This is a genomic window from Candidatus Arthromitus sp. SFB-rat-Yit, from assembly GCF_000283555.1.
Classification (GTDB): Bacteria; Bacillota; Clostridia; order Clostridiales; family Clostridiaceae; genus Dwaynesavagella.
Genome location: NC_016012.1, coordinates 1,018,644 through 1,041,949, shown reverse-complemented (window position 1 = coordinate 1,041,949; position 23,306 = coordinate 1,018,644). Strand labels below are relative to the sequence as shown.

Annotated in this window: 21 protein-coding genes; 14 read left to right on the top strand and 7 right to left on the bottom strand. The window is 30.4% G+C overall.

Going from position 1 to position 23,306, the window contains the following annotated elements:
• Positions 1–126: 126 nt before the first annotated feature.
• From RATSFB_RS04895 to RATSFB_RS04880, 4 genes are all read right to left on the bottom strand, one after another.
• Positions 127–681 (bottom strand): hypothetical protein, encoded by a 555-nt coding sequence (locus tag RATSFB_RS04895; RefSeq protein ID WP_014094937.1) that lies wholly within the window; start codon positions 679–681, stop codon positions 127–129.
• A 175-nt stretch (positions 682–856) separates the two neighbouring features.
• Positions 857–1,180: a hypothetical protein gene (locus RATSFB_RS04890; protein WP_014094936.1), complete on the bottom strand. Its 324-nt coding sequence runs from the start codon at positions 1,178–1,180 to the stop codon at positions 857–859.
• Between the two features lie 38 nt (positions 1,181–1,218).
• Positions 1,219–2,142 carry a hypothetical protein gene (locus tag RATSFB_RS04885; protein WP_014094935.1) on the bottom strand — a complete coding sequence of 308 codons (924 nt, stop codon included), beginning with the start codon at positions 2,140–2,142 and terminating at the stop codon, positions 1,219–1,221.
• A 187-nt stretch (positions 2,143–2,329) separates the two neighbouring features.
• Entirely contained in the window at positions 2,330–2,872 is a 543-nt protein-coding gene (locus RATSFB_RS04880) for an NADH peroxidase (RefSeq protein ID WP_014094934.1), read from the bottom strand.
• A gap of 229 nt (positions 2,873–3,101) precedes the next feature.
• Between RATSFB_RS04880 and RATSFB_RS04875 the strand changes: the two genes are divergently transcribed.
• The 4 genes from RATSFB_RS04875 (at position 3,102) to RATSFB_RS04860 (ending at position 7,222) form a co-directional block, all read left to right on the top strand.
• Positions 3,102–4,184, top strand: coding sequence for a DUF4214 domain-containing protein (locus tag RATSFB_RS04875; protein ID WP_044035566.1), 1,083 nt, complete (start codon positions 3,102–3,104; stop codon positions 4,182–4,184).
• Positions 4,185–4,338: 154 nt separating this feature from the next.
• Positions 4,339–5,580, top strand: a complete 1,242-nt coding sequence (locus RATSFB_RS04870) for a M16 family metallopeptidase (RefSeq protein WP_014094932.1) — start codon at positions 4,339–4,341, stop codon at positions 5,578–5,580.
• A 2-nt stretch (positions 5,581–5,582) separates the two neighbouring features.
• A complete protein-coding gene (locus RATSFB_RS04865; protein ID WP_014094931.1) occupies positions 5,583–6,047 on the top strand; it encodes a regulatory protein RecX in 465 nt (154 codons plus the stop codon).
• Positions 6,048–6,091: 44 nt separating this feature from the next.
• A complete protein-coding gene (locus RATSFB_RS04860) occupies positions 6,092–7,222 on the top strand; it encodes a transglutaminase-like domain-containing protein (protein ID WP_014094930.1) in 1,131 nt (376 codons plus the stop codon).
• Positions 7,223–7,279: 57 nt separating this feature from the next.
• Here RATSFB_RS04860 and RATSFB_RS04855 read toward each other — a convergent pair whose 3' ends face one another.
• The gene (locus tag RATSFB_RS04855) at positions 7,280–7,642 is read right to left on the bottom strand and encodes a tetratricopeptide repeat protein (RefSeq protein WP_014094929.1); all 363 of its coding nucleotides are present in this window, start codon (positions 7,640–7,642) and stop codon (positions 7,280–7,282) included.
• 163 nt (positions 7,643–7,805) lie between these two features.
• Here RATSFB_RS04855 and RATSFB_RS04850 point away from each other — a divergent pair, with 163 nt between their 5' ends.
• The 3 genes from RATSFB_RS04850 to RATSFB_RS04840 all read left to right on the top strand — a co-directional run bounded on the left by RATSFB_RS04850 (position 7,806) and on the right by RATSFB_RS04840 (position 13,029).
• Positions 7,806–10,463, top strand: a complete 2,658-nt coding sequence (locus RATSFB_RS04850) for a valine--tRNA ligase (RefSeq protein WP_014094928.1) — start codon at positions 7,806–7,808, stop codon at positions 10,461–10,463.
• Positions 10,464–10,597: 134 nt separating this feature from the next.
• Positions 10,598–12,043, top strand: a complete 1,446-nt coding sequence (locus RATSFB_RS04845) for a serine hydrolase (RefSeq protein WP_014094927.1) — start codon at positions 10,598–10,600, stop codon at positions 12,041–12,043.
• Between the two features lie 104 nt (positions 12,044–12,147).
• Positions 12,148–13,029, top strand: a complete 882-nt coding sequence (locus tag RATSFB_RS04840) for a YncE family protein (RefSeq protein ID WP_014094926.1) — start codon at positions 12,148–12,150, stop codon at positions 13,027–13,029.
• Between the two features lie 38 nt (positions 13,030–13,067).
• Here the strand turns inward: RATSFB_RS04840 and RATSFB_RS04835 are convergent, their stop codons facing one another.
• Positions 13,068–13,589: a DUF4364 family protein gene (locus RATSFB_RS04835; RefSeq protein ID WP_014094925.1), complete on the bottom strand. Its 522-nt coding sequence runs from the start codon at positions 13,587–13,589 to the stop codon at positions 13,068–13,070.
• A gap of 148 nt (positions 13,590–13,737) precedes the next feature.
• Between RATSFB_RS04835 and RATSFB_RS04830 the strand changes: the two genes are divergently transcribed.
• Both RATSFB_RS04830 and RATSFB_RS04825 read left to right on the top strand, forming a co-directional pair.
• Positions 13,738–14,535, top strand: coding sequence for a polysaccharide deacetylase family protein (locus tag RATSFB_RS04830; protein WP_014094924.1), 798 nt, complete (start codon positions 13,738–13,740; stop codon positions 14,533–14,535).
• A 130-nt stretch (positions 14,536–14,665) separates the two neighbouring features.
• Positions 14,666–15,322 (top strand): single-stranded DNA-binding protein, encoded by a 657-nt coding sequence (locus RATSFB_RS04825; protein ID WP_014094923.1) that lies wholly within the window; start codon positions 14,666–14,668, stop codon positions 15,320–15,322.
• 37 nt (positions 15,323–15,359) lie between these two features.
• Here RATSFB_RS04825 and dapD read toward each other — a convergent pair whose 3' ends face one another.
• Positions 15,360–16,073: a 2,3,4,5-tetrahydropyridine-2,6-dicarboxylate N-acetyltransferase gene (dapD, locus tag RATSFB_RS04820; protein WP_014094922.1), complete on the bottom strand. Its 714-nt coding sequence runs from the start codon at positions 16,071–16,073 to the stop codon at positions 15,360–15,362.
• A gap of 136 nt (positions 16,074–16,209) precedes the next feature.
• Here dapD and RATSFB_RS04815 point away from each other — a divergent pair, with 136 nt between their 5' ends.
• The 5 genes from RATSFB_RS04815 to RATSFB_RS04795 all read left to right on the top strand — a co-directional run bounded on the left by RATSFB_RS04815 (position 16,210) and on the right by RATSFB_RS04795 (position 23,248).
• Entirely contained in the window at positions 16,210–16,743 is a 534-nt protein-coding gene (locus RATSFB_RS04815; protein WP_044035565.1) for a cob(I)yrinic acid a,c-diamide adenosyltransferase, read from the top strand.
• A gap of 22 nt (positions 16,744–16,765) precedes the next feature.
• A complete protein-coding gene (locus tag RATSFB_RS04810) occupies positions 16,766–17,905 on the top strand; it encodes a pyridoxal phosphate-dependent aminotransferase (protein ID WP_014094920.1) in 1,140 nt (379 codons plus the stop codon).
• Positions 17,906–18,156: 251 nt separating this feature from the next.
• Complete coding sequence (locus RATSFB_RS04805; protein WP_014094919.1) at positions 18,157–18,735, top strand: hypothetical protein; 579 nt, start codon at positions 18,157–18,159, stop codon at positions 18,733–18,735.
• A gap of 198 nt (positions 18,736–18,933) precedes the next feature.
• The gene (locus RATSFB_RS04800; protein WP_014094918.1) at positions 18,934–20,832 is read left to right on the top strand and encodes a hypothetical protein; all 1,899 of its coding nucleotides are present in this window, start codon (positions 18,934–18,936) and stop codon (positions 20,830–20,832) included.
• A 202-nt stretch (positions 20,833–21,034) separates the two neighbouring features.
• A complete protein-coding gene (locus tag RATSFB_RS04795; RefSeq protein ID WP_014094917.1) occupies positions 21,035–23,248 on the top strand; it encodes a hypothetical protein in 2,214 nt (737 codons plus the stop codon).
• Positions 23,249–23,306 lie beyond the last annotated feature (58 nt).

The following is a 23,306-nucleotide window of genomic DNA, read 5'->3' as shown; positions in this document are numbered from 1 at the left end:
TAAGCTTTACAATCATATATTTCGGTGAGGTAAAAGGAAAATTTATATTTAAGTTGCAAAAAAATTTAAAATTAATTGACAAAAAAGAAAATAGGGAAACCTCGAAGAGGTATCCCCTTATATAAACTACTTTCTTGCAGTTGAAACGCTAACAACGACTTTATTTGTTTTCTCAGTTGATGAAGACCTTGAAGCCATATCTTTATTTTGTTGAGCTTTAGACTTAGACCTTTTAGAACTTACAGAAGAGTGAGAAGTAGACTTCTTAGCATCTTCTTGTTTGTTAGTTGTAGTTCTTCCAGTACTTGAAGTTGAAGTAGTAGATCTTCTTCCAGTACTTGTACTAGTTGTTGTATCCTCTGTAGTAGTATCTGTAGTAGTTTTAGCATCAGCTACCTTAGCAGAAACTTTTCTGTTAGCTGAACTTCTTGTAGTTCTAGAAGAAGTTCCTGTAGTATTTGCAGATGAAGCGTTAGAAGAAGGTCTTTTAGTAGTAGTTGTACTTTGTTCAGAGTTAGTAGTTGTAGTAGAAGATTGGGAAGGTCTTCTAGCAGCATGAGCTTCTTCAGCACCACCACCCATAGTAGCACCGATACCAGCAACAACACCAAGAGCAGCACCAAGGGCTACAGCCTTTTTAGCGATATCTTTCTTATTATTTTTTTTAGATGAATTACTCATTATAAAATACCTCCTTGTTTGAAAAACAATCCTATAAAAATTTTTGTTATAAGCTTTACAATCATATATTTCGGTGAGGTAAAAGGAAAATTTATATTTAAGTTGCAAAAAAATTTAAAATTAATTGACAAAAAAGAAAATAGGGAAACCTCGAAGAGGTATCCCCTTATATAAACTATCTTCTTGCAGTCGAAACGCTAACAGGAACTCTTATTTTTCTATTACTAGAAGTTTTTCGTTCTTCTTTATTTTTTGCTGCGTATCCTTCTGAACTTTGAGCATTTGCTTTATCTACATTTGTCCAAGGTCTTTTAGTGTACGAAAATTTCTTGTCTGAGTTTACTCTAGATTCTTTATTTGGTTTAGTGTTACGAGTGCGAGCTCCAGCTTCTTTAACATTTAGGTTTGCTCCGAGGGTTGCAACTACACCGAGTGCAGTTCCAATAGCTACGGCTTTCTTAGTGATATCTTTAGTATTATTTTTGTTTGAGTTATTCATAATAATCACCCTTACCTTAAAAGAGAATTGTTAAGTAATTACGCTTTTGTATCTGTGTAATAGTTACCTGCGGCAGAGTTAACTACTTTATTTGTGTTTTCTGGAGTTTTTGGAGTAGCTACAGACTCAGGTCCTTTAGTACCGTTTGAATCTGACTTATTGTTGTTACTATTTTGAGCAGCACCAACACCTACACCAATAGCAGCAAGTACTCCTAAGAAACCTAAACTACCTGCTGCAACTAATCCAGCTTTTTGTTTAGGAGTAAGTTTATTTTTATTACCATTAGTATTGTTGTTAGTATCTGTAGGATTTTCATATACACCTACTGATCCACTTGTAGAAGGTCTACTTAACGTAGATGATGTAGATGAACTAGTAGAAGATGAACTACTTGTAGAAGGATTTCTACTTAATGAAGATGATAAAGATGAAGATGAACTAGATGATGAACTTCCTATAGAAGGAGTTTTATTTGAACCAAGTGTTGAGCCTGATCCAGTAGTAGGAAGTTTAGATGTACCATTAGTTCCGCTAGTAGTAGGAGATTTTGTAGAAGTATTTTTATTAGAGGATCCTACGTTACTAGTGTTAGATGGTCTAACAGAATCTAGGTATGGTTGAGTAAATGGATTATGGCATTTTTTATTGAAGTTTGCAAATCCTTTGCTACCACTTGTAAGAGCTCCGCCAGTAACTTTTGTAGCCCCACCAGTAACTGCTGATTTAATACCGTATCCTGTATTTCCAGTAGATCCCATATTACCCGGAAGCATAACTTTAGAACCATTTGATCCAAAGAATTTTGTAGTTCCTGTTCTTGTAAGTAAAGCCTTGGCTTCTTTGAAGTTATTTAATCCTAGGGTTAGTGCTAGAGTAGATAAAGAGGCAAGTGAGATTGCCTTATAAGCAAATGCTCTCGAATCATTTTGCTTTTTAATTTTATTTTCCGAATTTTTCATATTGATTTCTCCCATAAGAGTAATAAATTTCAAACAATTTTAAGTTGATATATATGAATTTATATCGAAATGAAATTTTAAAACTTAATATACATATCACATAAAATTTAACAAAGAAATTATTAGTAAGGGAGAGAACAAAAAACAAAAGAACCCATTGAATAAATCAATGAGTTCTAAATATAAATTAAGCTTTGAAGTATCTCTCAAGAAGACCTTTGAATGCTCTTCCGTGTCTAGCTTCATCTTTACACATTTCATGAACTGTGTCATGAATAGCATCTAAGTTTAATTGTTTAGCTAATGTAGCTAAATCTTTTTTACCTTGACAAGCTCCATACTCAGCAGCAACTCTTTTCTCTAAGTTAATTTTAGTAGAGTTGTCAACAACTTCTCCTAAAAGCTCAGCGAACTTAGAAGCATGCTCAGCTTCTTCTATAGCTATTCTTTTATAAGCTTCAGCAACTTCTGGGAAACCTTCTCTATCAGCTTGTCTGGACATTGCTAGATACATTCCAACTTCTGTACACTCAGCTTCAAAATTCATTCTTAATCCTTCTATAATTCTAGGATCAACATCTTTAGCAACACCAATTACATGGTCATCTGCCCAAGTCATATCCCCAGTTTGCTCATTAAATTTATCAGCTGGTGCTTTACAGATAGGACAAACCTCTGGAGCAGACCCCTCAGCTATGTATCCACATATTGTACAAACAAATTTTTTCATTACAAAAACCTCCAAAATATAAAATAATTATTCAAAAATAAGTTAATAATTATCAATTAACAATTATTATTATATCGGAAGCATTCTTAAATTTCAATACAATTTTAATAAATTAATTAAAGTATATATAAGGTTTATAATTAATAATTGATTTGTAAATTATTTATAGAAAAATTGTCACAAATGTTATATAATTGTAATAAATCAATAAGTAAATGGGGGGAATTTGTTGTTTAAATGTAAACATAAATTATTTACTTTATTTATGTCTATGTTCGTAGTACTATTTGCTCTAGTTTGTGGAACAAAAGCAAATGCAATTGATAGCAAGGATGTTATTGTTAAGACTAAGTTTCTAGAAGAGTTATCTGGTAAAAATAGATTTATATTTAGTGTGGATGTTGAGAAAAAAGTAGATGGAGTTATTAAAGAGTTCTTCATCGAAGTTGATAATAAGATTACGCCTGTTAGTACATATCAGATTTCTGAAAATAAATACATTATAATTATTAACCAAAATACAAAATCTTATGATATGGATAATGTAAAATTAGGTGTGAATTTCGTTGTAAATAGGTCACAAGAGAGTATAAAAGAAATTGCAACGTTAAGTGCCAAAAATGAAAATTTTAGATCTTCGAGTGTTATTGGAGAGCCAAGACTCCTATATTATAACCAAAATCAAATAGTTTTAGCGGTTGAAATAGATGACCCTTGGGATATGCTTAAAAGTGTACAATCTGTACTTGTGTATCCAGAGTTAGTGACCAATTCTAGTACGACTTTTGAAATAAAATATGTTGTGGTATCTGAAGAACTTAAACAATACGTGTACATATATCTTGATGGATTTCCGTCTGATCAGCCTTTAAAATTTAACTTAAGTTTGTTATTTCAAAATGAATTGGATGGTGTTTCCATTAAAAAAATTAATAAAACATTTCTATATAATTTTAGTACCAAGGATATTATAGAAGAATTTGTAATGAACATTTATAGTAGTTTACTGAAAAGAAATCCAACTACTACGGAGTTGAAAAATAATGTACAAGCATTAATCAATAAAACATTGTCACCAAGTACATTGATTGTAAATATCGTTGAGGGCATTGAATTTCAAAATAAATTAATGTCTAATGGTGAGTTTATAAACAGAGTTTATAGAGTTATACTGAATCGTGACCCAGATGAGGATGGTAAGAAATATTGGGTTAGTGAAGTTAAAAGGACATCACGCCAAGATGTTTTAAAACAGATGTTAATTTGTGAAGAATATGTAAGATTGATGAATGAACTAGGATTGAAAATTTAAAATATGGCTATGATTTAATTAAGTTTAAATCATAGTTTTTTTGTATCATAAAAGTTAAATAAAAATTTATATATTAAAAAGTTATAAATTTATTTCCCATAAACTGGAAAAATTTTACAAAACATTGTATTATTATCTAATGTTAGGAGAAAGTATGGAAAGTTTAAAAATTAAATTTAAAGAATTTATTTTAGAAAATGGATTTAAGATCCTCGTTTTAAATAGGCAGTGTAAATTTTTTAATTTTAATCTTGGAATTAAAATTGGAAGTGCATATGAAACGGATAACGAGAGAGGATTCAGTCACTTTGTTGAACATATGTTATTCAGATCAAATAATAAATTTAAGGATTACGAGGTAAATAACATTATTGAATTTTTAGGAGGAGATTATGATGCATTTACTGATTATGGTTCAACCGTTTTATCTGTGAATGGATTGGATGATGATTTGGAGAAATGCATAGAACTAATTTCATCTATGGTTATAGCTCCTAAATTTGATAGTGAAGAGCTTGATATTGAGAGAGATATAATAATTTCAGAGTTAGATTCGTGCTATGCAAACTATGAGGAATTTAGTTTTTCAAAGCTAAATGAGCAAGCTTTTGAAAAATCTCATATAAAGTATGACGTAGCAGGAAATAGAGAATTATTGAAAAATGTAACTAGTTGCGATTTGATAGAATTCCACAATAAATATTATGTTCCTAATAATGCGTATGCAGTTATTATTAGTTCATACAGTGAAGATTACATAATTAGTTTATTTAAAAAATATTTTAACTCCTGGCAAAGAAAACATATTTCACATAGAGAACTAATTGAAGAGGTAAATATTCCAAAGACTATAGTTACTGAAAAGAGCGATTTAGAAGTAAGTACTATTACATATTTGTTTATGTTTAAAGATTTAAAACAAAGCGAGAAAATACTTTTAAAATTAGCAGAGTATAAACTTGGTGGAAGCTCGAATTCTATATTATTTAAGAAGGTAAGAGATGAAGAAGGGTTAGCTTATGATATTTATACACAATTAGAAATTAGCGATGAATTTCAAGGTATGTATATTTTTTGTACGACTAGCAAAGAAAATGTAGATAGAGCTAAGAAGATTATAGACGAATCTATATTGGAAATAAAAAATTGTAGTTATAATTTTGATTGTTATAACTTGAATCTTATGAAAAAACTACAATTAATAGCTATATATTCAATTTTTGAAGATAATAGGAAGCTTGGATTGTATTTGATAGAAAAACTTATTTATGGTAAAAATATCGAATCATATATAGAAGATTTAAAAAAAATAGAAAGTGTTAATAAAGAACAAATAATGGAAGTTTGTAAAAAACATCTTAATAATCCAACAGTTCATATTCTCAAAGGGAAATAGTTATGAGTAGAGAATTTATAATCGCGAAAAATTTAGCATTAAAGTTATTGAATCGGTATGATAAAACGCAAAAGGAAATGAAAAAATATCTTTTGGATAAATGTGTTGATCCAAATGTGGCAGATAATGTGATCAAATATTTATTAGAGTATAACTTTATAAATGATTGCAGATATGCCAGAAATTACATAAATAAAAACTTGTTAAAGTACGGGGAAAAGAAAATATTCTTTGATTTAATCCTGAAAGGATTAGATAGTGAATTTTTAAAAGCGGAATTTTCAAAAATATCTGATGAACAAAAGATAGAGATAGGCGTTAAAATATGTAAAAAGAAGTACGATGCTATTAAAGATAAGTTTGAAGGATTTAAAATTAGACACAAGCTTTTTTGTCACTTAATTGGAAAAGGATATGATTACGACTTAGCAACAAAAATATTAGATCAGGTTTATTCAAGAAATTAAATAATTTTGTTATATCAGATATCTATTTTAAAGGGGATTACGGATTGTTTAATTTATTGATAGATATCTTGAACAATGGTATTATTTCTGTCTTCATTGTGGTATTGTTTACATTTACTATATTTAGAGGGATTATTAAGTATAATAAGTTACAATATATTTTTCATGATATAAGATTTTATATAAATATTATTTCACTTTATCTTGTTTATTTATCTTATGATTTTATTGCTTACGAGTTATATTATTTAATTTTAAAATCTCTTAATATCAATCATGTGGATAATACATTGATTGGATTTATATTGAAGATAGTGTTATTTGTTTTAGCATTTATTATTTGCAATTTAATGTGTAGGTGTATTCATATTTTATTGTTTAAAAACATGGTAATTAAGTCTCATAAGTTTTTATTTCAACTTCCAAATATATTTAAAAATATAATATTTGGAATTATAAAAGCTCCTAAGGCAATCCTTGTTGTATTGATTTTTATTTTCGCTCTTGATACATTTTCTGTGTTTTTAACAGACAATAATAGGATTAATCAAATTATGAATTCATCTAATTTGTATAAAAACATATCTAGTAGGATTATAGCTCCATTTAAATATGATTTGAATGAGATCATGCTTAATATTTTTAGTCCTATTCTAGAAACATTTGAAGATATTAAAACGAATAACGTAAAGTATTTGTATAATGGAGTTACAATAGATGAGGCTACAAAGAGTACTGATGAAATTGTAGAATTTGCTATACAAAGTACGAAAGGATTAAGCACATCATATGATAAAGCAAAAAAATTATATGATGATGTTGTAAATATGCTTGAATATGATGAAAAAAAATCAAATGATATATTAAATGAAGATTTTAGCAATTTATCTGGAGCTATTTCTGCATTTGAAAGCAAACGGGGAATTTGTTTTGATTATGCGAGTCTTTATTCAGTACTTGCTGAAAGTATACAGTTACCAACTCGTATTGTTGTTGGGAAAGGATATGATGGAAATAGTTGGATAAATCATGCTTGGAATGAAGTTTATATTGAAGAATCTAATGTTTGGATCAAAGTTGATACTACATTCGGAGAAACGGGTAATTATTTTGATATTAACAATTTTGAACAAGACCACATAAGGGAAAGAGTCATATGGGAATTTTCAGTTTAAAATATAATTAATGAGGGTAGTTTTAATTGGGGGATTAAGACTACCCTTTTTATTTTGTTACTTTTTTGTTTTATTAAATGAATCTAGTATCATAGAAATTGCCTTCTTGCATTCGTAGTCATCGTTATTAATAGCCCATGACCAATTAAAATATGTAAGAGCTTTAGCATTATCACCAAGCAGAGAGTAGCAATAAGCTAAATTAAATAAATATTTATGATCAAGTTTTATTTCAAGAGCTTGTTTTAATAAATCGATTGCTTCATTATATTCCTTTAGTTTTATGTGACAAACAGCAGCATTGTAAAGCGAACATGCTTCACCTACTTGATTTTCGATAGATTTTTTATATAATGAAAGAGCCTTCTTATAATCTTTTTTATTGTAATAATCATTCGCCTTTTTAAAGTAAAAATCCAAAATTAATCACCTCTTGTTAAACTTAGTAATATTATTCCAAAAATTACCTTGATTATACAGTTTGATATATAAATATTTTTGACAATAGTATACGATGTGATAAAATATTGATAATATAAAAGAAAAAATTTAGTAGATAATTGTAAAGTTTACGGAGGGTTAAATGAGAGAAGAGTTAGGTAAGTATAGTCCTATAGAATTTGAGAAAGACATTTTCAATGCCTGGCAGGAAAATGATCTATTTAGAGCTAGAGTTAATGAAGATAAAAGACCTTATGTTATATCAATGCCTCCTCCAAATATAACAGGGAAATTACATTTAGGGCATGCTTTGGATTTGACATTACAAGATATCTTAATACGTTTTAAAAGAATGCAAGGTTTTGAAGCTTTGTGGATTCCGGGAGAAGATCATGCTAGTATTGCAACTGAAGTAAGGGTTGATAATGAGCTTTTAAAAAGTGGAATAAAAAAGAATGAATTGGGACGCGAAAAGTTTCTTGAAAAAGTTTGGGAATGGACAGATACATATAGATCAAAAATACGTAGTCAAATTGAAATGCTTGGAACATCGTGTGATTTTTCAAGAGAAGCATTTACTATGGATGATAATCTTAGTAGAGCTGTTAGAGAAGTTTTTGTAAAATTATATAATCAGGGTTACATATATCAAGGAAATAGAATTACAAACTGGTGTCCAAAATGTACTACGGCTCTTTCAGATGCTGAAATTGAGTATAAAGAAATGAAAGGCAAGTTTTGGCACATTAAATATCTGTTAGAGAATGGGGAAGGATATTTAGAGATTGCTACAACTAGACCAGAAACTCTTCTTGGTGACGTTGCTGTTATGGTTCATCCAGAAGACGAGAGATATAAAAAATATATAGGAATGAATGTTATTCTACCTCTTGTTGGTAGGAAAATACCTGTTATAGCAGATTCATACGTAGATATGGAATTTGGTACAGGAGTTGTTAAGGTAACTCCAGCACACGATCCAAATGACTATGAAGTTGGTTTAAGACATAATCTACCACAAATTAAAGTGTTGAATGATAAGGCTTGTATAAATGAAAATGGTTTTGAGTATGAGGGGCTTTATAGATATGATGCTCGTGAAAGGATAGTTGAAGATTTACGAGAAAGAGGATTGTTATTATCTATAAAGGATCATGATCACAATGTGAGTTGTCATGATAGATGTGGTACGATTATTGAACCAATTATTTCTACTCAATGGTATCTTAAGATGGAAGAACTAGCAAAGCCTGCAATAGAGTGTGTTAAGAATAAAGAGATTTCGTTCATACCAGATAGATTTGAAAAGATTTATTTTAATTGGATGGAAAATATTAAGGATTGGTGTATTTCTAGACAGCTTTGGTGGGGACATAGAATTCCAGTTTTTTATTGTAAAGATTGTGAGAATGTTATGGTTTCTACTGACGAATTAAAGAAGTGTGATAAATGTTCATCGACAGAAATTTATCAAGATGAAGATGTATTAGATACTTGGTTTAGTTCAGCGTTATGGCCGTTTTCGATCTTGGGATGGCCAAATGATACGGAAGATCTTAAATATTTTTACCCGAATGAAACTTTAGTAACAGGATATGATATTATATTTTTCTGGGTTGCTAGAATGATTTTCTCAGGATTACATAATATGAGCAAAGTTCCTTTTAAAAAGGTATTTATCCATGGGATTATAAGAGATTCTCAGGGAAGAAAAATGTCAAAATCTCTTGATAATGGTGTCGATCCTATAGATGTTATTAGTAAATATGGAGCAGATGCGTTGAGGTTTATGCTCATAAATGGAATTTCACCGGGGAATGATATTAGATATATTGAAGAAAAAGTTGAATCGGCATCTAACTTTGCAAATAAGATATGGAACGCATCTAAGTTCGTTATGATGAATTTAGATGATGAATTGATTGAAAAATATAAAGATTGTAATGATTATAGTTTAGCTGATAAATGGATTTTAAATAAATTAAATACGTTAATCTTTGAAGTTACAAATAATTTTGAAAAATTTGAACTTGGAATTGGATTATCCAAAATTTATGATTTTATATGGACGGAATTTTGTGATTGGTATATAGAGTTATCAAAACCTGTTTTGTATGGTGACAGTGATAAGCAAAAAGGTGTTACATTAAGAGTGTTAAAGAGAGTTTTGGTAGATTCACTCAAATTATTGCATCCAGTGATGCCATTCATAACTGAGAAATTATATACAAATTTAAAAGATTCTGAGAAAGAATTTATAACTACTTCTGATTTCCCAGTATTTGATCAAGATTTAAATTTTAGCGAATTTGAGGATAACATGAATTATGTTATAGAATCAATTAGAGCTATAAGAAATTTAAGGTCACAAATGAATATACCTCCTTCAAGGAAAGCTAAACTTTACATTGTGCCTAAAGGTAATCTTAAAAATATTTATGAAGAATCTCTGATTTATATAGAAAAATTAGGTTTATCAAAAGATATAGAAATTGTTTCAAAAATTAATGAGGAGCTTGTGAGTTCTAATAAAGTAGTAACGGTTGTTTCATCATCGGCAAATATGTATATTCCTTTATTAGATTTGGTTGATATTAATAAGGAGATTGAACGTTTATCTAAGGAGAAAGATAAATTGGATAAAGAGATTGAGCGTTTGAATAAAAAATTATCAAATGAAGGGTTTGTGAGTAAAGCCCCAGAAAAAGTTATAGAGGAAGAGAAAGATAAACTTAAAAAATATGAATCTATGCTTGATGAAGTAAATAAAAGTATTGATAATTTTAAATATAATTCTTAATTGAAATAAAGTTATATTTGAATAAATTTTATTTTATATGCAAATAATCTTCCTTGAATATAAAATTCGAGGAAGATTTACTTTATATATAACTATATATTTATATATAATAGTTAAAAAATAAGGAGAGAATAATGAAAAGAATTTCCAAATGTTTTTCAGCGTTGTTTTTAATTTTAATAATATGTTCTTTTTTGTATAAAGTTACAGAAGTATCTTCTAAGACGAATATGGTTGTAACTCAAACGTCAGACAAGCTATTAGGAAATTTTATTGGTTCAGCTTATAACATTTTTTATGGACGTGAGGCTGATTTAGATGGTTTTACCTATTGGTACAATATGCTTAGTAAGGGTATGTCATCTGCAAAAACTTTTATAGAGAAGTTTGTTTTAGAATCTAATGAGTTTTTAGAGTCAGTTAAACTTAAGGAAGAGTTTATAAGTAAGATTTATAGATTTATATTTGGAAGGGATACGGACAAGCAGGGGAAACAATATTGGTCAAACTATATAGATCAAAGAATTTTATACTATTACAAAGATGAGTACCCTTTAACATATAAGGATAATGAAATTCTTACTTTAAGATGGAATATAAATGATTCCCCAAAAGTTATTAGTGATGTAATGAATAAATTGATTTTTAGTGATGAATTTGCTATAAGGGTATCTCTTATGAATATAAAACTTGATGAAGGTAATATTAATATACCGAAAAATAGAACAAGTGCTCTGAGTATATACAATTCTTTGGAAAATGATATAAAAGTTTTGGATTATACTGATGAGATTGAAAGAAGAAAACAAGAGGCACTTAAACTTGAGAAAAATTTAATTAATAGCTTGGGATCTTCTAAGCTGAAAAATAAAATTTTAACTTATTTGGGTGATAGAGTTGATAATGTTGGTGTTACATTTTATGATATTACAACAAAAGAATCATTTAGTATAAATGGAGATGTGTTGTTTAAAGCGGGAAGTACTCATAAAGTTCCACTTAATATTGTTTTATACGATCTTGTACAAGCTGGTAAAATAGATTTAAATAGTAGAGTTGAATATATTCATTCAAAACACTATGAAAGTGGTTCTGGAATTTTACAAAATTATGTAGTAAATGAATACTTATCTCCACAGACATTCAGTGAATTATCTAAAAGATCTCTCCTAAATTCAGATAATATTGCAGCTAATATGTTGATAAGTGGAATTAGCGAAGTTACAAGTCTTTATAGAGAATATGGAAAGATTCTGGGAGCACCATTAGATAGGACAGGCAACCTTTTTTCAACAAATGATATGACTAAGTTTTTATTTAAATTATATGAAAATAAAGATAATAACCCATATTATAAAAATATCATACAGTATTTAAAAGATAGTTCAACTGGTGTTAGAATAGGAAGATATATACCAGAGGCAATTGTTGCAAACAAGTATGGATCATTTCAAGGGAATTATCATGACATGGGAATTGTTTTTGGAGATAGACCATTTATTTTGGCGATTTATACTAAAGATTTGAGCAATGCAGAGAAAGTAATAGCAGATATTGCAAAAATTGTATATGAAAGGTAAGACATTTAAGTCTTACCTTTTTTGTGTATCAATTAAAAAACGTTTGGAAATAAATTGTTTCTTGAATATCATGAAGTATTGAGTAATTATTGAAAGGAAAGTTTATGAATGATCTTTATATTTGTAATGGATCATCAAATTATATTTCAAAGATTAACTTAATAGATAATTTGCATCAAAAAATATATTTAGAAAATGAAAGTAGAATTATAGGCATACATGGTATTGATTTTTTTAATGATAAAGTTTATATTGCAACAAACAATAGTTACAATTTTTATGAGATTGATGTAAATACATTGAGAATTAAAGTTTGGAATATTGGAATGTTTACGAATGATTTGAAAATTATAAATGATTCTATGTATTTAATAGGTAGCGATACAAATTGTCTTGTGGTTTACGATATGAGAAATAAATATTTATGTTATCAAATTGAATGTGGAAATTATCCGCAAAGTATGGACATAAATGATAAACATAAATTGCTTTGTGTTACGAGTTCCAAAAGTGATCAAATAAATGTGATTGATTATAATCTCAATGATATTGTAAAAAAATTTAGAACTTATAGTTTTCCAATGAACTCAAAATTTTATAAAGATAGCAAATATATCTTTGTTTGTGAAAGTAGATTTGGGGATAATAGTAGTGGAAATTTCAGTATTTATGATTTTGATAGCGGTCAAAATTATAAAAGTATAAGGCTTAATAATGCACCGATTGATATGTTTATTGATTATGAATCGAGATGTGTTTTTGTATCAAACTATTTGGGAAATTGTGTGAGTGTAGTAGATTTATCAGAACTTAAAGAGATTGGGAGGATATATGTAAATGGAAATCCTAGTGGAGTTTATAGAAATGGGAGGTTTTTATATGTTGTATTAAGTGACAAGGAAGTCTTAATAAAATATGATTTGTATACTCATAATAATGAAGTTATAGAAATTGGAGAAGATCCATCTAGAATATATGGGTGTTAAAAAATGATACTTAGAATAAGCGAAGTTTTGTAGCTTAACTAAGTATCATTTTTTTGGTTGGTTATGCTGGATAAAATTAAGTTGTATATTTGGTCAGGATTGTCTTTACAGTTTTGGGTTATTATTTGAATTTGATTTTTGGATTGATTAGGTAAGTTTAAATTTAATATAGTTTTATTGTTTTTTAAAAATGTAATTTCGATGTTGTCAGTTCTAACATTTACTTTTGATGAAATGACTTGATTTTTTTTATCAAGCGTTGACATGTAATTATTAAAGCAATCAATTTTAAATTGAGATATTCTATTTTGGAACATTTCGAGTACTTTTTTTCCAAGAGGGGCAATTTTATACAGCTCTTTGTTTTTAAAATTTATAATGATTAAATAATTGCTTTCAACCAATTCTATTAAGTACTGTTGAAGCAAAAAATAATTCAAAAAATTATTACTAAGTATAATGTCTGTTATATGGTTATTTGAGCAAGGGTGTTTTAATTTTTTTACTATATATAAAATCAGGAGTTTGTTATCTGCCAGCTCTATAATATCTTTCATCATAAATTAATTCACCTCACTAAGCACATATAGTTATTCTAATCTTAAAATATAAATAATACAAATAAAAATATTTTTGTTTTATGAAATTTTAATATTAAAAACTAAATTAGCATATATTTTAGAGAAAATAATTATTAGGAGGAAGAAATTGGATAACAAAGTTAAAATTGAAAAGAAAAGGAAGGGAAAAAATTCATTTATCGGAATATTTTTTATACTATTTTTAACAGTGATGGTTACATATGTATATTTTAATAATCCAGCAGTACTTACATTTAGCACTCAAAAATCTTTACCAGTCTATAGAGTTGATACGGAGGAAAAGAAGGTTGCTATAACTTTTGACGTGAATTGGGGGAAAGATTACACGAAACAAATATTAGATATATTAGATAAATACGATTCAAAAGCATCATTCTTTTTAATTGGAAAATGGATTGATTACAGTGAAGAAAATATTGGACTTGTAAAGGAAATGAATAATAGAGGGCACGAGGTCGCAAATCACAGCAACATTCATCCAGATTTTACAAAGATAGATAGAGATAGAATAGTTAGAGAACTTGAAATAACTGATAGTAAGATTTATGAAGTTACAAATAAGAGGAGTAAATTATTTAGATTCCCTAAGGGAGAATATAATGAAAATTCCGTTGAAATAATTAAAGGATTGGGATATATTCCGATTCAATGGGATGTTGATTCTATTGATTGGAAAGAGGAAGGTTTAGAAATCGAATATAAACGTGTTCAAAGTAAACTTCAACCTGGATCAATTGCACTATTTCATACTAATGCTAAGAATACACCAGAGAATTTAGAGAGGATATTGAAAGAATTCAAAGATCAAGGATATGAATTTGTTACATTATCTGAACTTCTTTATAAAGATAATTATGAAATAGATAGCATGGGAGTTCAAAAACTTATTAAGAATGTTACGTGAATGTTGATAAAATTAAATACGAAAAATGATTTAATGAATTTTATAATGTATTGTATATAATCAAAGTAATAAAAAAAATCCTGACTAATATACATATTAGAGAATAAAAACTAATGTGGAGAGGTGTAGTATGGACATAAACTTAGTTAATAATAGGATATGGCTTGAAGGGAAGGTAGTAAATGAACCAAAATTTAGTCATGAAATGTTTGGAGAGGGATTTTATAATTTTGATATAGAAGTTATGCGGTTAAGCGATTCGAGAGATATTTTGAGTGTAACTATATCAGAGAGGATAATGGTTGGAATAGATTTTTTAATAGGAACAGAAATAATGTTAGAGGGTCAATTAAGATCATATAATAAAATTGTAGATGGAAGAAATAAATTGATATTAACTGTTTTTGCTCGGAATGTTACTCCTTGTACTGAAAAAAGTAAAAATCCAAATGAAATTTATTTAGATGGATATATTTGTAAACAGCCACTTTATAGGACAACACCTTTTGGCAGAGAAATTGCAGATGTACTTTTAGCAGTTAATAGGGCTTACAATAAATCGGATTACATACCTACTATAGCATGGGGAAGGAATTCGAGATTTTGTAAAAATCTACAAATTGGAGATAATATAAGAGTTTGGGGAAGATTACAGAGTCGTGAATATCAAAAGAAAATTTCTGAAACTGAGAAAATAATAAAGATAGCATATGAAGTATCAGTTTCAAAGATGGAAAAAGTAGATAAAGATAATAAGATTATTGAATCCTCTGAAGATGTTGGATAAAAGAAAGATCATCGTAATGATGATCTTTATTTGTTTTTTAGAGGCTTCGTAAGTCTTCTAAAATTTTAGTTTTGTCTTTAACTGATTGGTCAATTTCTTTAATAATTCTTGCAGGAGATCCAGTTACTACTGTGTTTGGAGGTACATTATTTGTTACAATTGCACCCGCACCAACTACAGAGTTTTTGCCCACATGAACTCCTTCTAGTATTACGGCATTAGCTCCTATAAGAACATTATCTTCTATTATACATGGTTCTTTTGATGGAGGTTCGAGAACTCCAGCCACAACAGCACCAGCTCCTAGGTGTACATTTTTCCCAAGTTTTCCACGAGCACCAACAACAGCGTTCATGTCTACCATTGTACCTTCCCCAATTTCTGCACCTATATTTATAACTGCTCCCATCATGATTACACAATTCTTTTCTATGGTTACCATGTCACGTATTATTGCTCCAGGCTCAATTCTTGCTTCAATGTCTATTAGGTTTAACATTGGAATTGCAGAATTTCTTTTTGTATTTTCAATTCTATGTTTGTGTATTTTGGATTGATTTTTAGATAAAAATGAAAGGATATCTTCTTTTTCACCAAATAGAGTGTAATTTCCATTTGATCCGTAGAATTCTAAATTATCAAAATCTTTATCTGTTAAATCCCCTTTTAGGTAGACTTTTAGAGGAGTTGATTTTTTAGAATCTTTTATGTATCTTGCAATGTCATAGGGATTTTTCATATCGTAATTCATTAAATAAACATTCCTTCCTTTTTGTTAATTTATAAGTATTATACTATATGTTAGGGGGTTTGGATGAAAATTAATTAAATAGTAATGGATTAATATAGGTTCGTAAGGTAAAATTTATGTCAGAGGAGTGAGGATTTTGGAAAATAACGGATACATACATGTTTATATGGGTGATGGTAAGGGAAAAACTACGTGTGCTCTGGGGCTTGCGTTTAGAAGTATTGGAGCTGGATTTAAAGTTATGATGGTTCAGTTTCTTAAGAATTGGCACACATCAGAACTCGATAGTATTAAACTTTTGGGGGATAAGTTTGAAATTTTTAGGATTGAGAGTAAAAAGGATTTCACGTATAACCTTAATGAAGAGGAGCTTAAACTTCTCAGAGAGGAAATTAAAATTGAATTGAATAAAGCGAAAGAATTTATAAATTCTGGGAATTATGATTTGATAATTTTAGATGAGGTTCTTGGAGCAATTCAAGGAGGATTTATAGACGAATTCGAAATAATAGAGATTATGAAAAATAAGCCGAAGAATCTAGAGCTAATTTTGACAGGAAGGAATGCATCTAAAGACATTATTGATAATGCTGATCTAGTTAGTAGAATTGATAAGGTTAAACATTATTATGATAATGGCATTTTAGCTAGAGTTGGCATAGAATATTAAAAGTTTTTAGGAGGAATATGTTATGAATAGACGCATGAAAAATGTTCAATATTCTGGCATCAGAAAATTTTTCAATGAAGTTAAAAATTATCCAGATGCTATTTCTTTAACTGTTGGACAACCTGATTTCAAGCTTCCAAAGTCTATTGAAGATGGAGTTTTGAAGGCTATAAGCGAGGGGAAAACCTATTATACGATGAATCAGGGGATACCTGAGCTTAGGGAGAGGATATGCAAATATTTAGATGATGAGTATTCTATAAAATTTAATAAAGATGAGATGATTTTAACAGTTGGTGGAAGTGAGGCACTTTTTGTAACGTTTAATACAATTTTTAATGAAGGGGATAATGTTTTGACACCTAGTCCGGGTTATCCCGCATATGAAAATACTCTCAGATTTGTTGGAGCTAATCCTATTTTTTATGATGTAAATAAAAATGGAAAGATTGATTTTGGTGGAATAGAAGATGCTTTTGAATCGAAAGATATTAAAGGAATTGTTATGTGTTTTCCAAATAATCCAACTGGAATTTCTTTAACTGAAAATGATAAGATCAAGTTTTATGAAATTTTACGAAAATATCCAGAATGTAAAATAATAAGTGATGAAATGTATAGCACTATTGTTTATGATAAATTTGAGACGATTTGCGAATATGAAGAATTGTTAGATAGAACTATTTTGGTTTCTGGATTTTCTAAGATGTTTTCCATGACGGGATTAAGGCTTGGGTTTATTTGTGCAAAGAGCCCTTATATAGATGAGCTTAATAAAGTTCATTTGTATGCTACGTCTTCTGCGGCATCTATTGTTCAGTATGGAACTTTGTATGGATTTGATAAAGCTCTTTATGATGTTGAGATAATGAGAGAAGAGTTTAGGGCAAGAAGAGATTTTGTATATAATCGATTAATTAAAATGGGATTTAAAGTTGAGAAACCGATGGGGGCTTTTTATATTTTCCCATCTCTTGAAGGTATTGCGAGTAAGGATAGTTATGATTTTTGCGTTGATTTGATTAAATATGCAGGGGTTGCATGTGTCCCTGGAAGTGCTTTTGGAGAAATGGGTGAAGGATATATGAGAATTAGTTATTGTAATTCTATTGATGAACTTGAAAAAGGTTTGGTTAGGATTGAGAATTATATAGATAAATAGATTATTGAGAGAGGGGTGACCTCTCTTTTTTATTGCAATATTTTTAATAAGATGTTAATATGTTAACAAAATAATGAATCAAACATTTAAGATATGACGTTATGTGTTTTAAAATTATTTGATAAATGGAGAATTAATTATGGGTTTAAAGAGCAGAAAAAGATTTGCAAAATATAGTGGTCATCTTTGTGCTTTGTCAGTTGTTGCGTGTGTTTCGTCATTTATGACGGGGGGGGTCAGCTACTAAAGCTATGCTATCAAGTAGCGGACCTAGATTCACTTCGGGAATCAAGTTATTTGTAAATAATGGTAGATTTAGCATTCGACCTAAAAGTCTTACATTAGTTGATGGAGGATTTTCGAAACAATCAGGACCTAATTCTATTTTAGGTGTAAATAAAAATGGTGATCCAAGTTATCCAAGTTTGTCTGATTGGACAAGATCGTCGACAGGAAGTAAAGGCTCTAGCATTTATGATGGAACTGGTCTTGGTCCACAACCTTTAAGAGATGATGGATTTACTCGAAGTGGTGGAAACTTGAGTGCCACAGTAACAGGTGTAGATTCTGGACCTAAATCTATACTTGGTGGATGGGGTCATACTCAAACTGGAATAAGTGGTTTAACTAGTAGAGGTTGGACAAGAGGTGGGTCAGGAAGTCAGTATAAAGATTTGTTTACGTCAACTAATGGCGGTCCAAAGAGTTTAACTATGCCTTCAAGTGTAGATTCTGGTCCTACGGGAATGCTTATTACTGTAGTAAGTGGTATTAATGGAGGTAATTCGACTACTAATCTAGGTGCAAGACCGAAATATTTTAATAGATAGTAAGTGATTTGTATGTATGATTGATAGATTTTAATATCTATCAATTTTTTTATGGGATCATGAAAATTTTAGTAAAAATTTTAAAAATAATGAAATTTTGTAAAAATAATGGTACAATTGTTAAATAAAAATGAATCAAATATACATAAATTATGATTTAAGTTAATTTTGAATTGTTTTAAAAAGGAGAGTTAGTGCATGGATGTGAAAAATAAAGGGAAAGTTGTAAAATATAGCGGTAAACTTTGTGTGTTATCTTTAGTTACCGCTACTTCTTTGTGTGTAGTTGGAGGTAAGAATGCTAAAGCTGCTCTTAGAAGTAGGGTTAGTGCTCTTGCTTCCCAAGTTGTGAATGCATTTAGAGGAATTGGAGATAGTATTAATGGTGCTGTTAATAAAGCTAGACTTAGTAGCACTTCGAGTCTTGCAAATGTAAATCAAGGTCTTAAAGTTAAACAAACTGTAGGTGGTGGCACTGTATCTGGTGGTAAGGTTAAAACACTAGTTTTACTTTTTGAAGAAGGAGCTAATGGTTCTGGAACAGTAAAAGTATTACCTAAAGAGCCAACAAGTGCTATGGAGAAATTGACATGGGGACCAGGTACATATGGTGTTTTAAAATATACTGGAAGTGATGGAACCCCTAAAAGGATTGCATATAAAGTAGGTAGTGGTACTAGTTCTAGTACTGGTGCTAGTGGTAGTGGTAGTGGGACAAGTTCTGGCACAAGTGCTAGTGGATCAAGTTCATCAACTTCTGCTTCTGGAAGTTCAGGTAGCAGATTAAGCTCATCAAGTGCAACAAGTGGCGGTGCTGGAAATAATCAAGACGGAGTTGATGGAAGTGGTGGTATTGGATCTGGAGGCTCAAGTGGCACTAAAGCCTATGTTTCTAGGTTGAATTTACTCATGACTAAAGATGGGGATAAAATTATATTTGTAGAGCAAAACAAGGTTAAATTTGATGGGAAGGTTACTCAACAGGGTCAACAGATTGCTAACAAGTTGAAAGTACAAGGTAGTTCAACCTCTAGTACGTCAACACCAACTACTACAACGTCAAGTGGACCAAGTACAAGTTCTGGATCATCGACAACTACGACAGTGACAACTACAACAGCGACTAGTACTTCAGGGACAACTACAACTTCTACTACAGGTACAAAAACTAGTACCACAACTAGTCCAGGTGGTACAAGTTCAGCTACTGGCACATTAAGTGGTGTAAAGTTGTCATCTCCACAAACAACTTCGACTCCTACTAGAGGAGCAACTAAATTAACAACGACTCCAACTACTGGAACAGGGACAAGTAGTAGTTCGCCTACAACTTCAACAGGAACGACTACATCTTCCAGTAGTGGAGCAACTACAACAGTTACAACTAGCACTAAAACTACTCCTACGCCGACTGTTACTGGTTCAAGTTCGAGTGCGACTCCTGGAACTGTGACAGTAACTTTAAAGGGTCCTAATGGTACTGAAAAACAAGTGACAGCTCAAACTAAAAATCCTGACACTAAAGCACCTAAAACTGCTCCACCTACTGGATTGGATCCTGATGATTCTAATCCAAATCTTCAAAAGGCACTTGAAGAATCTTTAAAAAACAGCAGCAAATCATCTACAACAACAACTACAACATTATCAGGACCTAAATTATCATCACCACAAACAAGTTCGAGTAGCTCAAGAACTGTTACTAAAATAGGTGGTTCTTCAAGTTCTTCAAGCTCTAGTGGTACAAGCTCAAAAACTACGTCAACTACAAGTACTACTTCTAGCACGACTACAACAACATCATCTAGTAGCTCAAGCTCTTCAAGTTCAGGTTTAAGTACGGGAGGTTCTTCTTCAGACGGAAGAGAAGGAGCAAGACCAAAGGGCAGACAAAATCGAGAATTTGACACTGTAGATGATGGTGGATACAGACCAAGTCTTGCAACAATACCTGAAGGTGATGAAGGAGGATCAGGACAGAATTCAAGAAGGGGTTCATTAGGTTCAAGTGGTTCAGATGGTGTAGATTATAAGGGAATATTTGATAGTCAAGAAGTTCAACAAATATTAAGTAAATATAGGAGATATGCTAAATAATTAGTGTGAAATCTTAAAAGAGATCTTTGTATCTCTTTTTTTTTAACAGTTATTTTGTTAGAATGTGAATTAAATTTATATAAAAAATTAAAAAATGATGAACTTTTTAGAAAAAAATGTTATAATTATTACAAAAAAATGAATTAAACAAAGATAGGTAGGCTGTTTTTGATTTTAATTAAATAAATACGGAGGAGAATACATGGGTGTTAGAAATAATAAAAATGTCGGGCTTTATAGTGGAAGTCTTTATGTATTATCGGTAATTGCGGCCATGTCTTTATATTTGGGTGACGGTAAAAAGGCCAATGCTATGGTTGGTAGAGTTGCTTCAGGACTTGCAAGAAGTTTAAGTCGTGCAAGTAGTATAGCTAGTGGTACAAGTAGTGTTAGTGGTGTAAGTGCTGCTTCTTCTAGGGTTAGTGTAAGAAATGTTAGTGGAATAGTACAGCAGCCAGAAAATGTGTTGCCAACACATAAGGTTCAACATAAATTTGGAGCAACTGCGGATACTTTTGTAGCTACTGGACCTATCGATCCTAATAAAAAATATACGCAATATGTTAGTGACTCTGGTACTTTAAAAACATATGAGAAAAATCTTGGGACACGTTTTGAAATATTCCTTAGTGATACGAAAGTTGGAAGGGATAAATACGTAGACCCTACTACTGGACGAATAGTAAGTTACATATACAGATCAAAGCCAAGATGGATAACTGGAGCAGATATAATAAATGCACAGCAATCTAAAGCACAAGAAACAGGTTCTATTGCTAGCGGATCGAGTGGAATTAGTAGCTTGTATACTTCAAGATTAAACTTAGAAATGATTAAGAATGGTGACGGTGGTATTAATTTTGTAGAAAAAATACCTGAAGTTAAGGTTCATAATCCAGATATTATTCAGAAGGCTCAGCAAATTGCAGATAAACTTAAAGTGAATGATCAAAATGCTAGCACTGGAAGTAGTGCAGTTTCAGGTGGAAGTGCTGCTAGTGGAACTGGAGTAGGCAACACTACTACTAGTAGTTTGAAATTGCAGATGGTTAAGAATCAGGATGGTAATGTTAATTTCGTACAAGAAACGCCTAAAGTTAAAGTTAATAATCCAGATATTATCCAGAAGGCTCAACAAATTGCAAGTAAATTTAAAGTAAATGGAAGCGGATTAAATGACCGAACTAAAGCTACTCAGACAGATAAAATACCGGTTTCAACTACATCTACTCAAACTGATAAACAAGGAACTCAACAATCTTCAGTAGGAACAGTTAATGTTAAAAATCCACAAGTAATGATTCCAGCTGCTGAACTTGCAAGTAAACTTAAGGTGAAAGAAACTTCACAAGGTTCTACTGCTGCCACAGGATCTCAAACTTCAAAGATAACAACATTAAATGTACAAACTCAATCTACTACACAATCATCTTCAGACAAGAGTAGTCAAACTGAAGGAAACAATATATATCGTACTGAGTTAAGAGTGCAACTTGGGGGGACAAGCACTAGCCCAGATTATATAACTTCAGTAAAAAATATTACGTTGAAAATTCCGACTACTACAGATACAACAAGAGATGTAACTAAAATAACTGGTACAGATACGAAACCGACTACTCAACAACAAACAGGTACTGGTGGTACAGTTAAGTTTAGCAATCCTCAAGTTATGGGTCCAGCAACTAAAATTGCAAGTAAACTTAAGGTGGAAGAACCTTCACAAACTCCTACTACTACTCAAACAACAGTTACGCCATCCACTGGAACTGGTACAAGTGGACAACAACCTGATCAAAAATTTACAAGTACAATAATTATTACTCCATCTCCAGCATCGAGAACAACAACGACTACTAACGTAAAAACTCAAGATAAAACCGGAAGTTCTCAAACTGCTGAGGCTTCAGGTCAAAAAAAAAATATAGGGACTAGTAGTTCTACAGGAGAAAAAGGATATACTCTATCTACTTTAGAAATTAATGATGTGAAATCAAAATTAAAACCAGTTTCTACTTCTGGAGGAACAACGACTTCAGGATCTTCATCTTCAGGAGCATTGATTAATACTAAAGATGTATCTAGGAAAGATGCGGATTTACAAAAAAATGTTAAAATAAATAGAGAAGATATTTCAGGAAGTGGTAGTGTACAAGTACTTACTAAGTTTTTTGAAACGAAATCTGATGAAGATAAAAAACCAAAAGCGTCTAATACGAATGGAACTCTAAGCATTAATGTTGAAAGTAAAGATGGAAAGGTTAAAATTTCATCTCAGACTTCAGAAGTGATTTTAACAGATTCTAATGTTACAAAGCTTAAAGTAGATCCTAACTTTGCTGAATCTTTAAATAGAAAATTAGCAGATGGATATCAAGAAAGACTTGCACAAGCTCAATCAGTTTCTAGGAATTAATTAAATAAATAATTAAAAATAAAACACCTAAAAAGGTGTTTTATTTTTTGGAAATTAG